The following is a 13,933-nucleotide window of genomic DNA, read 5'->3' as shown; positions in this document are numbered from 1 at the left end:
TGAACCTGCAATTGCCTTGTACACGAAGCTCGGGACCCGCGAAGATGTCATGCATTTCGATTTCCCATTGGACTAACAGCAGCCGTTCGATCCAGTCGCAGCATCCCTCAAAATGGGCTCAAACCGAGCTTCTGCGCACTGAGTCCAACTATCCCCGGGCCCGCGAAGGTCTGCTTGGCGGACAAAGCGGACATCGGATCGCAGATGCATCGGATCATCCTGCAGAGGCGACCTTCATATACCGGCTGGGAGAATACCCGACATGACGGGCGAAGGCGGTGCTGAACGCACTGGTTGATCCGTATCCAACGTTGGTCGAGACATCAGAAATATCGTGCCGGCCCGTGCGCAGCATGTGCTTGGCAAGCGTCATCCTCCAGTTCAGAAGATAGCTGAACGGCGGCTCACCGACGATCCGGTTGAAACGCGTGAAGAACGCTGAGCGTGACAATCCTGCGGTCCCCGCCAATTCGGCTACTGTCCACGGGTGGTGAGGAGCGGCGTGTACCGCGCGTAGTGCCGGGCCGATACGGGGATCGACCAGACCGCGCAGCAGGCCGGATGTTGCCCCGGACCGGGTCGTGGACCTGAACGCCTCGATCAGCAGAACCTGCAACAGGTGTTCGACCACCACATCGCCTGCCGGTCGGTCCGCACGCGCTTCCTCCCGCACCAGATCCGCCAGGGCAGCCAGGCGGTCATCGCCACCCACGACGACGATGTCAGGCAGGAGCGACACCAGTAGATCGGCATCCGGGCTGCCGAAGCTGCAATATCCGATCAGTTGCTGAACCTCGACCGGCCCGTCCGGCCGGCCGATCCGGAACACGCCGTTCTCGCCAAGGACGGGGCGGGTCCGGAGCCCCGGCGGGGATGGCGGGTCGATACTGGACACGGTGAACCCCGACGCGGCCGGAATAAGGACGAAATCCCCTGCGTTCAGATCCAGTGGCGGCTTTCCGTCCACCTCCAGCCGCACACGTCCGGAGAGCTGCATGCAATAGAACACCTCCTCCACGTCTTCCCGGCGCACCGAAAACGCCCCTGAGCCCTCCGTGAGCTTCGAATGCGGCGCGTGGGGTCGCAGAAGGGAGATCACCTCTGAGAGCGGATCGGCCATTTTCGGACTCTCGATAAAAAATTCTGGATTATTTACGGTAGTTCATCCTGTCTTGTGTGTCGACATTAAGAGCACCAAGAAAAGGAGAGTTTATATGAATACCGTCATGATTACTGGATGCTCCTCGGGCTTCGGCCTCGAGACAGCGCGCCATTTCCTCGATCAGGGATGGTCCGTCGTCGCCACGATGCGCAAGCCGGATACATCGCTTCTGCCTGTTTCGGACAGATTGCGCCTCGTGCCGCTGGACCTCACCGATGGCCACAGCATCGCACAGGCGGTCGAGGCCGCGGGGCCGATCGACGCGCTGGTCAATAACGCGGGCGTCGGCTGGCTTTCCGCTTTCGAAGGAACGCCGGACGACACGGTCCGCAGGATTTTCGAAACCAACACCTTCGGGACCTTCGAGATGATCCGTGCCGTTTTGCCGCAGATGCGCGCCAAGGGAGCGGGCGTCATCGTCAACGTCTCCTCCAGTGTGACGCTGAAGCCATTGCCCCTGCTTTCGGTCTACACGGCCGGCAAGGCCGCCTTAAATGCCTACACCGAGTGTCTTGCGCTCGAGCTCGCGCCCTTGGGCATTCGAGCACGGTTGGTCTTGCCCGGCCAGGCGCCGGCAACACGGTTCGGAGCGAATGCGAGGGCCTTGATGACCGAGGCCGATGAGACGCCAGAGGCCTACACCCCGTTTGTGGCACAGGTGATGAGCGACTTTCAGGCCAATTCGACCAAAGAAGCGACCCACCCTGAAGACGTCGTTCAAGCCGTTTGGCGTGCGGTGACAGATCCGGACTGCCCGCTTCACCTTCCAGCTGGCAGCGACGCAGAAGCACTGGCCGCCTGACTGGAGCGCACTCGGGCATCGGCGAAGGCCGCTGCCCGTTTGCTGTATGCAATCCTGCCAAGACACAGGCTGCCGCCGCGCGGATTCGTTTATCTCGCGCATCGCGGCATGAAAGGGCTCAAACCCGACTTTCTCCGCATGCGCACCTTTCGATGATATACTTCAACGCCAACGTCGGGTTGGCGTTGTGGCAGGGCGTGGCGGATCGGAGGAACCGCCATGACAATTGCGAACTTACCTGCCATTCGGGCTTGCCGCCCAGCTTGGAATAAAGGCCGTGTGGTCGGCCAGAAGCGCCCCTTGATGCCTAAGCACGTCTGGGCCATCCGCGTTCGTCTCGAAATCGCCGAGAACCACAGAGAGCTGGCACTGTTCAACCTCGCCATCGAGAGCAAGCTAAGCGGGTGTGACTTGGTGAGGCTCAAGGTGGCCGACGTCTATACCTCCGGTCATGTCAAGCAACGCGCTTCGATCATCCAGAACAAGACGCAGAGGCCGGTCCGTTTCGAGATCGCAGAGGGCACGCGTAAGTCGCTTGCGCGATGGATGGACGAACGGCTGATGGTCGGTTCGGAGCACCTGTGGCCTGGCCGGTTTCACGAACGACTTCACATATCGACGCGGCATTACGCCCGGTTGGTCCATGACTGGGTCAAATCCATAGGGCTCGACCCGACATCATATGGCACGCACTCGATGCGACGTACAAAGGTGGCACAGATTTACAGGAAGACCGGCAACCTGAGGGCGGTCCAGCTCCTGCTCGGCCACACCAAAATGGACAGCACTGTCCGCTACCTTGGCGTCGAGCTCGACGACGCACTGGCTATCTCCGTAAGCGTGGAAATCTGAGACCTCGGCGCCGTCACTGGCGGCCCGTTGCTGCCATTTGCGGGGCACTTGGCGAAGGTCCGGTGCTTCGCAGCCCACTAGCGTCGAACCCTTGGAAGTTGCAACTCGTGACCTCCCTTTCAGAAGTACCCGACAAAAACACCTTGAAACCGCCATCGGATGTCGATAGCCGGTTCCCGACAAAACAACTCAACAATGAGGTCCCCGATGACGAGCCAGATTCTCCCGGCTCTTGCAGTGACTGCTCTGGTCGTCTCGGCCAGTGCGACCCACGCCCAGACGGACTACCCCTTGACGATCGAGAATTGCGGCCTGTCCGTCACCTTCGAACAGGCGCCGCAAAACGCCGTTGCCCTGGGCCAGAACAGCGCGGAGATCATGCTGCTTCTCGGGCTCGAGGACCGGATGGCCGCGACCGCGTTCTGGCCCAATTCGGTGCTGCCCGAGGTGGCCGAGGCCAACAGCGGCGTCGAGTTGCTCACGGTTGAATTTCCGACGCTGGAATCCGTTCTGTCGAAGCAGCCCGACTTCGTGGCGGCGATGCTCACGACCCTTCTCGGGCCCGACAGCAAGGTCGCCAAGCGTTCGGATTTCGAGGAGCTTGGTATCCCGACCTACTTGTCGCCAAGCGCCTGTGCGACGACGCTCGACGCCAATGACGCATACGGCTCACGCGAGGAGCTGTGGAGCATGGACCTGCTCTACAAGGAGATCGAGGACCTGTCGCGGATCTTCGACGTCGCCGACCGCGGAGACGCGCTGATAGATGACTTCAAGGCGCGCGAGGCCGCCCTGCGCAAGCAGTTCTCGGGAAACGCGGATCTGACGTTCCTTTTCTGGTTCTCGAGCCCGTCGCCGGCCGACGACGCCTATCTGGGCGGGGGTAACGGGCCGTCCGGCTACATCGCGGACATCCTCGGCGGCACCAACGCCATCACGACCGAGGCCGACTGGCCGGCGGTGAGCTGGGAAGGCATCATGGCCGCCGACCCGACCGTGTTCGTCTCGGCCCAGGTCGACCGAAACCGCTGGGACCTCGACACCGCCGAGAACAAGATCGAATTCCTGACGTCCGATCCGACAGTCAGCCAGATGGAGGCGGTGCGCGAGGGCCGGATCGTGACCATGAGCGGCGCGGCCATGAACCCCAGCATCCGCACGCTCTACGGCGCCGAACAGGTCGCCGAACAACTGAAAGCGCTCGACCTGCCGTGATGTCGTCCGACGCTTCCGAGGGCGGGGCCGGACGGCTTGGCCTCTTCCTGTGCCTGTCCCTGGTCGTCCTGACCTTCGCCGTCGCAGCCGCGACGGCGATTGGCGATTACAACATCGGGTTGGGCACGGTCTTTCTGTCGGTCACAAACGAGATGGGCCTGACCGGCGCCGAGATCGCGCCGATCGAACAGAGCGTCGTATGGAACCTGCGCCTCAGCCGGGCGCTGGTGGCGGCCCTGGCCGGCGCGGGCCTGGCGATTTGCGGGGCGATCCTGCAGGCGCTGCTGCGTAACGCGCTGGCCGAACCCTTCGTGCTGGGCGTGTCGGCGGGGGCCTCCACCGGCGCGGTCTGCGTCATCGTGCTGGGTATTGGCGCGGGCAGCCTGTCGCTGTCGCTGGGGGCTTTCGCAGGTGCCTTTGCCGCCTTCGCGCTGGTGGCGCTTCTGTCCAACGGCGCGACGAGCGGGCCGAACCACACGATCCTCGCCGGGGTCGCGGCATCGCAGCTGTTCAATGCGCTGACCTCTTACATTGTCACGACCTCTGGCAACGCCCAGCAGGCACGAGACGTGATGTTCTGGCTGCTGGGCAGCTTCGGCGGCGTGCGCTGGCCGGATTTTCAGCTTCTTCTGGCCGTCGTGATCGTCAGCCTTGCAATCTGCATCTGGATGGCGCGCTCGCTCGACGCCTTCACATTCGGCGACGAGGATGCCGCCGCGCTCGGCGTGCCCGTCGGCCGCATCCGGCTAGTGCTGTTCGCGGTGACTGCCCTGCTGACCGCCACGATCGTCAGCATGGTGGGGGCGATCGGCTTCGTCGGGCTGGTCGTGCCGCACGCGGCGCGATACGTCGTCGGCCCGCTGCACCTGCGGCTGTTGCCGGCCTGCGCAGTCGTCGGCGCCATCTTCATGGTGATCGCTGATATCGTCAGCCGCGTGATCGCCACCCAGCAGACGGTGCCTATCGGCGTCGTCACGGCGCTGGTCGGCGTGCCCTTCTTCGCAATCATCCTCTACCGCGCGAGGCCGCAGACATGAGCGTCAAGGCGATGAACTTGGTCTGGGGCGTGAAGCGCAGCACCATCGTGTCCGACGTGTCGCTGACGGTCGCGCCGGGCGAGACGCTCGGCCTGATCGGGCCAAACGGGTCGGGCAAGTCGTCCTTGTTGCGGTTGCTGGCAGGACTGCGGCGGCCGGCCTCGGGGCGGGTCGAGATCAATGGCCAGGACATCGCGCAAGTTTCGCGCAAGGCGCTGTCGCGGCAGGTGGCCTTCGTCCAGCAGAGCGCGGCGACCGACACCAACGTCACCGTGGCCGATGTCGTGCGGCTGGGTCGGACGCCGCACCGCTCGGCGCTTGCCGGCTGGTCCGAGGCCGACGAGGCGTCGGTGACCGAGGCGCTCGACCGCGTGGACATGGCATCGCGCCGCAAGCAGGCGTGGCAGACCCTGTCGGGGGGCGAGCGTCAGCGCGTACATATCGCTCGGGCACTGGCACAGGCGCCGCAGGTGATGTTCTTGGACGAGCCAACCAACCATCTCGACATTCATCATCAGATCGAGATCTTGCGGATGGTGCGCGATCTCGACCTGACCAGCGTCATCGCGCTGCACGACCTGAACCTTGCCGCGATGTTCTGCGACCGGATCGTCGTTCTCCGGGAGGGGGCTGTTTGCGTTTGCGGCACGCCCCACGCGGTGCTCACGAAAGACATCCTGCGGGACGTCTTTCGCGTCTCGGCCCAGATCGACGGAACGGCAGATGCCGGGCGCCCGCATATCCGGTTCAGCGCGGAATGAGGCCGCGGGAAACCTCGGGCCAGGATACGCTGACATTCGGCTTCTCGGCGATCTCGAGTGCGCAGTCGGAGCTTGCATGAAGGCCGTGGCCAAATCGCGTCCCGTGGCGAACGAACGGCTCGGCATCACGTTGCGCATCCTGTCGACGTTGGCCTTCGCGCTGATGGGCGTCTGCGTGAAGGCGCTTGGCGACACGGTGCCCTTGGGACAGGTCGTTTTCTTTCGCTCGGCAGTCGCGCTGCTGCCTCTGGTGGCCTTTCTGTGGTGGCGGGGCGACTGGCCGAAGGGCCTCGTGACCTCCCGCCCCTTCGCTCACATCGGGCGCTGCGTGTTGGGCGCGGCGGCCATGTTCACGTCCTTCGCGACCATCCGTCTGCTGCCCCTGGCGGAGGCGACCATGCTCTCGTACCTCGCGCCGGTCATGCTCGCACTGCTCGGCTGGGCGCTTCTGGGCGAGCAACTGACGGCACGGCGGATCGCCGGCGTAGCACTCGGTCTCGCCGGGGCGGCGGCGTTCTGCCTTCCGGCCTTCGCGGGCGTGCTGCCAGACGCGGGCGGCCTGGGAGTGCTTCTCGGCCTCGTTACGGCGGTGCTTACCGCCGGAGCGTTGATCCAGGTGCGCCGCCTGACGCTGCTGGGCGAAGGGGCCGCGGCGATCGCGTTCTGGTTCGCCATCGTCTCCGCACTCGCCGGCCTCGCGACGCTGCCGTGGGGATGGGCCTGGCCCGGCCCGGTGGGTTTGATGCTTCTGGTCGCCACGGGCCTCGCGGGCGGCCTTGCCCACATCCTGATGACGCTGTCTTTCACGCACGCGGAAGCGTCGGCGCTGGCACCTTTCGAATACCTTGCGGTGCTCTGGGCGGTGGCACTGGGGTTCGCCTTCTTCGGCGAGTTACCGGGAGTTGCGTTCCTCCTCGCAGGTCCGCTCGTCCTGATCGGCGCGATCATCGCGCGGCCGGCCAAGCCAAGATAGGACGCGGCACAAAGACGCCAACCTTGCGGCTGTTGATCCAAGAATATCTGCCGGGCTGCTGTATCGATTGATTCAGATTCGCGCTTTCCGGACCTTCATGCTGGACGCAGCGAATGACAGCTTCCCGCCCTTTTTACCCCCAAACCCCTGCCAAAGATTTAGATGCCAGCGTCATTTCGACCGAACAACCCTGACATCGAAAACACCATTCAGACTAAAAATAGTATTTATTGCCAACGCCTTACAAACTGCGTCCTAAAAAGGCGTAGTCAACAGCTTCGGAGAATTCCGGCGTCAGAGAACGCCTTTACCCGATTACCAAATCCAACCACGCAACAGCCAAAATTCTATAACCCTCTAATACAAGGGAAAAATCCGGCAGCGTTGGGCGGTAGAGAATAGTTGCATCGAGGCAAGTGGCGGAGAGACAGGGATTCGAACCCTGGAGACGGTCTCCCGCCTACACACTTTCCAGGCGTGCGCCTTCGACCACTCGGCCACCTCTCCGTAGGGCGGGTATTTGCCGGAACACTTGCCCCATTGCAAGGAGAAATCGGTAAAAATTCCGAGCAATCCGCGCTTTCTTTCGCGTGCACCGTCGCGCAAGGGATATAGGGTCTCCCGATGGTCATGCCCCACCCGGCGACCGGCTCAGGAAGGCTGCGCAGCGGCGTCCGGCTCTTCCGGGCCTTCGGGGGTCTGGTTTGCATCGGTCCCTGCCCCAGGCGCGCTCTTCTGCGGCTCGGGGCGCTGGTTCAGCGCCTCGGGGTTGCGCAGCCAAACGTCCCGCTGGGCAAAGGGAATCTCGATGCCTTCTTCGACGAACCGGGCCGCGATATGGTGGTTCATCTCCGAATGCACATTCATCACCCAGTTCACATCGCGCAGGATGGCGCGGATCTCGAAATCGAGACTGTCGGCGCCGAACCCCTTGAACAATACATTGGGTGCCGGATTGGCCAGAACCATCGGATGGTCATTGGCGATCTCGCGCAGGATCTCCTCGACCCGGCGCGTATCGGTCCCATAGGCCACGCCCACCGGCACGATCACCCGGCCAATCGTGTTGCCCCGGGTAAAGTTGGTCACCGTTCCGGAAATGAAATCCGAGTTCGGCACGATCACATCCGTGCGGTCAAAAGTCTCGATCCGGGTCGAACGCACCGAGATATCGCGCACATAGCCCATCTGGCCGTTGACCTCGATCCAGTCGCCCTTGCCGATGGGACGTTCGATCAAGAGGATGATGCCCGAGACGAAATTCGACACGATGTTCTGAAGGCCGAAACCGATACCTACGGAAAGCGCACCAGCCACATAGCCAAGCGCGGTGAGGTCGATGCCAGCCGTGGTGATCGCGACCAGCGCCGCGATGGCGATCCCGACATACCCGATCCCCGAAAGCACCGCCGTCTGCCCGCCCGCATCCATCTTGGTCTTGGGCAGGATAGAGCTGCGCAGCGCCCCCTGCAGCATCCGCGTCAGCATGTAGCCGATGGTAAAGACCACCGCGAAGGTCAGGAAATCGGTAGGCGAAATCCGGCTGTCCCCGATGGCAAATCCTTCCTGGAACCTCGCCCAGACCTCGGTCAGGTCGGCCAGACGCGCGCCCCAGATCAGCGCCAGCAGCGGCAGCGCCAGCACCGCCACCAGAAACCCGGCCAGAACCGGCACAAGCCCTGTCTGCTCGGACTCACTGGCCCCGGTGGCAAGATAGTAAAGGTCGTAAATCAGCCGCTGAATGATCGTGACGACCCCGGCCAGGAACAGCGTTCCAACCGCCGGGTAGACCAGCGCATCTGCCGCTGCGCCGTAGCCGATGGCTGCCATGATCGGCGCGACGACGCCGACGGCCATGGCCATGCGCCCCAGCGCCCAGATCACCCGGTCGAGGAAACCGATCTCATCGCCCTCCTCCGTTCTGCCGCTGGGCAGGATATGGGCAAGCACCTGCCCAAGCCGGAAGATCGCGATCGAGGTCAGAACGAGGATCGGGAAGTCGAGCAGGTAACGCGTATTATCCGTGTATTCCCCGACATCGCTGATCGTGCTGATGAAATCATGCGCCGCGAGCATCACGCCCAGAACGACGCTCAGAAACCGGGCCTGCTTGCGGTCCGACGGTTCCAGCCTGACCGTGGCCGTCGCATCCGAGCGCGAAAAGACCTGTTCAGCCATCCACCACATCAGCAGGATCAGGGTAATCCAAGCCGGTATCTGCTGGACCACGGGCTCGGTGATCGGAGCCAAAAGCCCCATGTTGTTGATCGCGGTGGTCACCATCGCCACGCCAAGCATCGGCAAAATGATCTGCCCAAGCGAGGTCAGAAAACTGAACACCCCGGCCCCACGGCGCGATTCCAGCCGCAGGTGGTTCGACAGGCGGGTCGCCCATGACCGTCCGCGCGCGGTCAGCACAAGCCCCAGCACCAGAACCAGCAGCGACACCGGCAGATCGCCCCAGAACTTGCGCCTGAAGTCTTCCGAACGCCAGTTGTCGACGGAATCCTGCGCCAGTGACCGAATATTGCTGCCGAAGGCACTGGCCACCACACCCCAGCGGGCCGGGTTCAGCGGACTTGGCCCAAGCTGCAACAGCTGGTCCGCGCGCCTTTCGCGGATGATATTGTCGATCTCGCCGATCAGCCCGTTGGCAAGGCTGTAGGCCTCTTCCGCATTCAAGACCGGCGCTTTGAGCTGCGCCATCTGATCGTTAAGCTGCTCGCGCCGCGTCGCCACTTCTCCGGGCTCCGGCGCGTCGCCCTTCTCGACATCTGGGGGCGGGCCAAGCGCATTAATCTGACTTTGCAAAGTACTGATACGAGAGGAGTTTATCCCCTCGGCGGCCAGAAACTTCTCGCGCCAATCGGCAAGCTGCGACCGCAGGGTCTCCAGCGTTTCATCCGAGGCCTGGTCAGCCTGAATCAGGTTTTCCGCCCGGTCGGCCAGAACCTGCCAGGCATCGTAATCGGGGGCCTGCTGCGCCTGAACCGCGCCGCCAAAACCTAAGACAAGCAGACACAGGAAACCGGTGACGGCGGAAAGCAGGCGATAATGCATGGGATCAGGTCTCAGCTATCCACAAAGACGCCGGGAATCGACGCAGGCGCGCGATCCATCCACGACGGCACCGGCAGTCCTTTTTCGGTCAGGAATTCCGGGTTGAACAGTTTCGACTGATAGCGTGTGCCGTAATCGCACAGGATCGTCACGATAGTCTTGCCCGGCCCCAGATCCTTGGCCATGCGCACCGCGCCCGCGATGTTGATGCCGCTCGATCCGCCGACACAGAGCCCTTCCTCGGACAACAGGTCAAAGACGTATGGCAGCGCCTCTTCGTCCGGGATCTGGTAAAGCATGTCGGGCCGGAACCCTTCGAGGTTGGCGGTGATCCGCCCCTGCCCGATGCCTTCGGTGATCGAATTGCCCTCGGGCTTGGCCTCGCCCTCCTTATATAGGCTGTAGACGCCCGACCCCATCGGATCGGCCAGACCGATCTTGACGCCCTTTGGTTGCAGGGCCATGCCGACCCCGGCCAGCGTACCGCCCGACCCGACCGAGCAGATGAACCCGTCGACCTTGCCGTCGGTCTGTTCCCAGATCTCGGGACCAGTGCCTTCGACATGCGCCTGCCGGTTTGCGGTATTGTCGAACTGATTGGCCCAAATCGCGCCTTTTGGTTCGGATTGTGCAAGCCTTTCGGCCAGTCGCTGTGAATAACGCACGTAGTTATTTGGATTTTTGTAAGGCGCAGCAGGCACCTGAACAAGCTCGGCACCGGCCAGACGCAGCATATCCTTCTTTTCCTCGGACTGGGTTTCCGGGATCACGATGACCGTCTTGAACCCCATCGAGGCGCCGACCAGCGCCAGCCCGATCCCGGTGTTCCCGGCCGTGCCTTCGACGATGGTGCCACCCGGCTGCAACTCCCCGCGTGCCATCGCGTCGCGGATGATGAACAGCGCCGCACGGTCCTTGACCGATTGACCGGGGTTCAGGAACTCGGCCTTGCCGAATATCTCGCACCCGGTTTCCTCGCTCGCCTTCCGCAGGCGGATCAGGGGTGTGTTTCCAACGGCTTCTGCCAGATCACGTGAGATACGCATGGCGTTCCTTTCCTATCTTCAGCAAAGGTGTAGCCCTGCTGACGCCCGATCTCAAGCGATCAACGCGTCCCAAGCTCTACGCCCCGCGAACGGTTTATCGCGAAACCGCGCTCTGCTAGGTATTCCCGTCCCGCCTTGCTGACAGTCACAAAACCGTCAGCCCCGGACGCCGGTCAATCCCGCGATGCTTTTCCTAAATGCCCGCCTCGGCCCGCAACCTGTCGCGGTGGCGCGACAGCCAGAGCGATGTCGTAACCAGCGGCATGTCGCGATGCCGCTCAGCGTCAATATCCGCGATCAGCTCGTCATAGCTCACCAACCGGCTCACAAGATCCTCGCCCTCGCTTTCCAGACCGCCCCCGCCTTCGGGGCGATCCTCGAGGTCGCAGATGCCGATGAACAGGTTAAGAAACTCCCCGGAAGACCCTGTAGAAGAATAACATTTTCCAGCCGCGTGCAACTGACGAACCGTCAGCCCGGCCTCTTCCTGTGCCTCGCGACGCGCGGCCTCTTCGGCGGTTTCGCCCGGATCTACCAGACCGGCAACCGGCTCCCAGATCCACGGGTCCGGATCGCCCAGCATGAAGACCGGCGCGCGGAACTGCTGCACCAGCAGCACCCGGTCGCGCAGCGGATCATAAGGCAGCACGACAGCCGCCTCGCCCACCATCAGCGCGCCACGATTAAGCACATCGCTCATGCTCCCGTCATGCCGGCGAAACTGCAGGTCCATCTCTTCCATGGTGAAGAAATTCATATAGGGCCGATGATGCGCATGCACCTCGACATCCTTTGCCAGATCCCAGTCGGTGCTGGCCGGGCGTCGCCGGGCGACCATCCGCGCATTGGCCCGGATCGAGATCGGCGTGAACCGTTTTACCATCTCCTCGGCACTGATCCGGCCATACCACGCCATGATCTCGACGGCAGCGATCATCTGCAATTCGGCCCATTTCTCTTCCCAGTCCGAAAGCAGCCATGGCGCGCCCGGCTCCCAGCGGCCGGTCGCCGAAAAGAACACCAGCGCCCGATCCCCGCCGACAAGCTGCACAGGCTTAAGGTCGTAATCAAACGCACCCTCGTAGAACCGCAGCCGCGCCACGTCCTCATCACTCAACCCACGGGCCAGCAGCCCCTCGGCCCGCGCGCCGGGTCGTTCGGCGATGATCGGAAAGGCCTCACCCGCCGCCCAGAACGCCGCGTGATCTTCAAGCACGGCAGGTGCTGTCTCGACCGCATGGCCAAGAACGCGCTCAAGCAGCGGCAGATGGCACAGCGTGCCATAGAAAAACAGGTCTGACATGAAAACTCTCCCGCTGGATCAGCGCCACTGACGCCAGGCATATTCGGTTGCGAGCCCCGCCAGTATGCCGCCGACGATCAGCGTCATCACGATATGGGTCACAAAGATCGTGATGGCATAATCCAGCCCGATCTGAAAGATCGCCGCGACTGCTTCAAGCGGGCCGTCATAGCGGTTGCGCATCGCCCGGCGCATCATTTCATAGCCGCCCTGGATGAAAAGCGCCCAAAAGACCATGACCACCATGCCGGTCAGCCCGTTGTTCACCGCATTGGTCATCCCGCGCCCGGCGCGGTCGCCCATGACCACCCAACCGATCGCCAGACCGATCGCGACATTCACGTAAGTGAACCAGCCGAAATCCATGCCCTCTGTCATCAGCGGCATGATCTGTCCGGACACGATAAAGGCTAGGAACGCAAGGCTGAGCGCAGCAACTAGTCGTGAGGCGTCGGGCATATAACTTCCGGCAATTTGGCTACGAAGGCCGCGACACCGTAATCTGGGTGACGTCGACGCCCTTACTGTCAAAGGCCGACGCGCATGAAGTCAAATAGAAATTCCACATGCGTCTGAACCTGTTGTCAAAACCCATCTCTGCGATCTGGTCCCACCTTTCGTTGAAGGTCTCGTGCCAGCGTCGAAGGGTGATGTCATAGCTCTTGCCGAACTCGATAGAACGTTCCACCGCAAGACCGGCCTGTTCGACCTGCGCCCGCAGCACCGCCGGGCTGGGCAGCATGCCGCCGGGAAAGATGTATTTCTGAATGAAATCAACGCCGCGCTTGTAAACTTCCCAGCGCTGGTCCGACACGGTGATGATCTGAAGTGTCGCCGTCTTACCCGGTTTCAGACGTTCGCGCAGGGTTTCGAAATAGACCGGCCAGTATTTTTCGCCCACCGCTTCGAACATCTCGATGCTGGCGATCCCGTCATAACTGCCGGTTTCATCGCGGTAATCCTGCAGCTTAAAGCTCACCAGATCGGATAGACCTGCCTTTTCAATACGTTGCTGGGCGTAGTTGAATTGCTCTTTGCTGATCGTCAAGCCGGTCACGCGCAGGCCCCGTTCCCGCGCGGCATATTCCGCGAAACCGCCCCAGCCGCAACCGATCTCAAGAATATGATCGCCCGGTCGCGCGCCCATCTGATCGACGAGAGAGGCGTATTTCGCGGTCTGCGCGCTCTCGGTGCTTTCCTGACCATTCAAAAACAATCCACTTGAATAAGTCATCGTATCATCAAGCCATAGCTTGTAAAATTCGTTACCCAGATCGTAATGGTACGAAATATTACGACGCGCCTGCGCCTTGTGATTGCGCTGTAGCCAGAACCGTAGCTGCTCGTAAAACCGCACCAAGCCCATGCCGGGAAACCCGTCGTATAGCGCCTCGTTCCCGGTGCTGACCAGATCCATGAAAGCCTGCAGATCCGGTGTGCTCCACCATTCCTCCAGATAGGATTCCGAAAAGCCCAGATCGCCCTCTCGGATCAGGCGCGCAAAAACGTCGTTGTTGTGGATGTGCAATTCCGCCACCGGACCAGGCTCCTTGCCCTCGGCGCGGAAATGGCGACCGTCGGGCAGGATGATGTCCATCCGTCCGCGTTGCAGCGCGTTCAGCATCTCCATCACCTGAGGGAAATAGCGCGGCAGGTTTTTCTGCCCCTTGGTATCGGTCAGGATCATCGGTCGTTTCCCATCGAGTTTAATAAAATCTTAAG

Annotated in this window: 12 protein-coding genes and 1 tRNA gene; 6 read left to right on the top strand and 7 right to left on the bottom strand. The window is 62.2% G+C overall.

Going from position 1 to position 13,933, the window contains the following annotated elements; translation table 11 throughout:
- Positions 1–214: 214 nt before the first annotated feature.
- Entirely contained in the window at positions 215–1,120 is a 906-nt protein-coding gene (locus tag ACU0FH_RS15790; protein ID WP_446195598.1) for an AraC family transcriptional regulator, read from the bottom strand.
- A gap of 94 nt (positions 1,121–1,214) precedes the next feature.
- Between ACU0FH_RS15790 and ACU0FH_RS15785 the strand changes: the two genes are divergently transcribed.
- The 6 genes from ACU0FH_RS15785 (at position 1,215) to ACU0FH_RS15760 (ending at position 6,802) form a co-directional block, all read left to right on the top strand.
- Positions 1,215–1,964, top strand: a complete 750-nt coding sequence (locus ACU0FH_RS15785) for an SDR family oxidoreductase (protein ID WP_446195597.1) — start codon at positions 1,215–1,217, stop codon at positions 1,962–1,964.
- A 219-nt stretch (positions 1,965–2,183) separates the two neighbouring features.
- The gene (locus ACU0FH_RS15780; RefSeq protein ID WP_446195596.1) at positions 2,184–2,816 is read left to right on the top strand and encodes a tyrosine-type recombinase/integrase; all 633 of its coding nucleotides are present in this window, start codon (positions 2,184–2,186) and stop codon (positions 2,814–2,816) included.
- Positions 2,817–3,023: 207 nt separating this feature from the next.
- A complete protein-coding gene (locus ACU0FH_RS15775) occupies positions 3,024–4,031 on the top strand; it encodes an ABC transporter substrate-binding protein (protein ID WP_446195595.1) in 1,008 nt (335 codons plus the stop codon).
- Positions 4,031–5,068: a FecCD family ABC transporter permease gene (locus tag ACU0FH_RS15770; RefSeq protein ID WP_446195624.1), complete on the top strand. Its 1,038-nt coding sequence runs from the start codon at positions 4,031–4,033 to the stop codon at positions 5,066–5,068. Before ACU0FH_RS15775 ends, ACU0FH_RS15770 begins: the two co-directional genes overlap by 1 nt.
- On the top strand, positions 5,065–5,829 hold the full coding sequence (locus ACU0FH_RS15765) for an ABC transporter ATP-binding protein (RefSeq protein ID WP_446195594.1): 765 nt from the start codon (positions 5,065–5,067) through the stop codon (positions 5,827–5,829). The genes ACU0FH_RS15770 and ACU0FH_RS15765 overlap by 4 nt, the downstream gene beginning before the upstream one ends.
- Positions 5,830–5,905: 76 nt before the next feature.
- A complete protein-coding gene (locus ACU0FH_RS15760; RefSeq protein WP_446195592.1) occupies positions 5,906–6,802 on the top strand; it encodes a DMT family transporter in 897 nt (298 codons plus the stop codon).
- 417 nt (positions 6,803–7,219) lie between these two features.
- Here the strand turns inward: ACU0FH_RS15760 and ACU0FH_RS15755 are convergent.
- The 6 genes from ACU0FH_RS15755 to ACU0FH_RS15730 all read right to left on the bottom strand — a co-directional run bounded on the left by ACU0FH_RS15755 (position 7,220) and on the right by ACU0FH_RS15730 (position 13,898).
- A tRNA-Ser gene (locus tag ACU0FH_RS15755) sits at positions 7,220–7,309 on the bottom strand.
- A gap of 144 nt (positions 7,310–7,453) precedes the next feature.
- Complete coding sequence (locus ACU0FH_RS15750) at positions 7,454–9,862, bottom strand: DUF3772 domain-containing protein (RefSeq protein WP_446195591.1); 2,409 nt, start codon at positions 9,860–9,862, stop codon at positions 7,454–7,456.
- Positions 9,863–9,873: 11 nt separating this feature from the next.
- Complete coding sequence (locus ACU0FH_RS15745) at positions 9,874–10,908, bottom strand: cysteine synthase A (RefSeq protein WP_238368878.1); 1,035 nt, start codon at positions 10,906–10,908, stop codon at positions 9,874–9,876.
- 193 nt (positions 10,909–11,101) lie between these two features.
- Positions 11,102–12,211 carry an NUDIX domain-containing protein gene (locus tag ACU0FH_RS15740; RefSeq protein ID WP_446195590.1) on the bottom strand — a complete coding sequence of 370 codons (1,110 nt, stop codon included), beginning with the start codon at positions 12,209–12,211 and terminating at the stop codon, positions 11,102–11,104.
- Between the two features lie 18 nt (positions 12,212–12,229).
- Complete coding sequence (locus ACU0FH_RS15735) at positions 12,230–12,670, bottom strand: TrgA family protein (RefSeq protein WP_446195589.1); 441 nt, start codon at positions 12,668–12,670, stop codon at positions 12,230–12,232.
- Between the two features lie 19 nt (positions 12,671–12,689).
- Positions 12,690–13,898 carry a class I SAM-dependent methyltransferase gene (locus ACU0FH_RS15730; RefSeq protein WP_446195588.1) on the bottom strand — a complete coding sequence of 403 codons (1,209 nt, stop codon included), beginning with the start codon at positions 13,896–13,898 and terminating at the stop codon, positions 12,690–12,692.
- Positions 13,899–13,933 lie beyond the last annotated feature (35 nt).

Source organism: Heliomarina sp., assembly GCF_052826185.1.
The sequence above is the reverse complement of the archived record's forward strand: the minus strand, read 5'-3'. Positions and strand labels throughout refer to the sequence as shown.

What these genes read in the sequence shown, in the direction of transcription:
- ACU0FH_RS15790 (WP_446195598.1), bottom strand. Translation starts at nt 1,120, where the DNA reads ATGGCCGATCCGCTCTCAGAGGTGATCTCCCTTCTGCGACCCCACGCG.
- ACU0FH_RS15760 (WP_446195592.1), top strand. Translation starts at nt 5,906, where the DNA reads ATGAAGGCCGTGGCCAAATCGCGTCCCGTGGCGAACGAACGGCTCGGC.
- ACU0FH_RS15730 (WP_446195588.1), bottom strand. Translation starts at nt 13,898, where the DNA reads ATGATCCTGACCGATACCAAGGGGCAGAAAAACCTGCCGCGCTATTTC.
- ACU0FH_RS15780 (WP_446195596.1), top strand. Translation starts at nt 2,184, where the DNA reads ATGACAATTGCGAACTTACCTGCCATTCGGGCTTGCCGCCCAGCTTGG.
- ACU0FH_RS15765 (WP_446195594.1), top strand. Translation starts at nt 5,065, where the DNA reads ATGAGCGTCAAGGCGATGAACTTGGTCTGGGGCGTGAAGCGCAGCACC.
- ACU0FH_RS15750 (WP_446195591.1), bottom strand. Translation starts at nt 9,862, where the DNA reads ATGCATTATCGCCTGCTTTCCGCCGTCACCGGTTTCCTGTGTCTGCTT.
- ACU0FH_RS15740 (WP_446195590.1), bottom strand. Translation starts at nt 12,211, where the DNA reads ATGTCAGACCTGTTTTTCTATGGCACGCTGTGCCATCTGCCGCTGCTT.
- ACU0FH_RS15785 (WP_446195597.1), top strand. Translation starts at nt 1,215, where the DNA reads ATGAATACCGTCATGATTACTGGATGCTCCTCGGGCTTCGGCCTCGAG.
- ACU0FH_RS15770 (WP_446195624.1), top strand. Translation starts at nt 4,031, where the DNA reads ATGTCGTCCGACGCTTCCGAGGGCGGGGCCGGACGGCTTGGCCTCTTC.
- ACU0FH_RS15735 (WP_446195589.1), bottom strand. Translation starts at nt 12,670, where the DNA reads ATGCCCGACGCCTCACGACTAGTTGCTGCGCTCAGCCTTGCGTTCCTA.
- ACU0FH_RS15775 (WP_446195595.1), top strand. Translation starts at nt 3,024, where the DNA reads ATGACGAGCCAGATTCTCCCGGCTCTTGCAGTGACTGCTCTGGTCGTC.
- ACU0FH_RS15745 (WP_238368878.1), bottom strand. Translation starts at nt 10,908, where the DNA reads ATGCGTATCTCACGTGATCTGGCAGAAGCCGTTGGAAACACACCCCTG.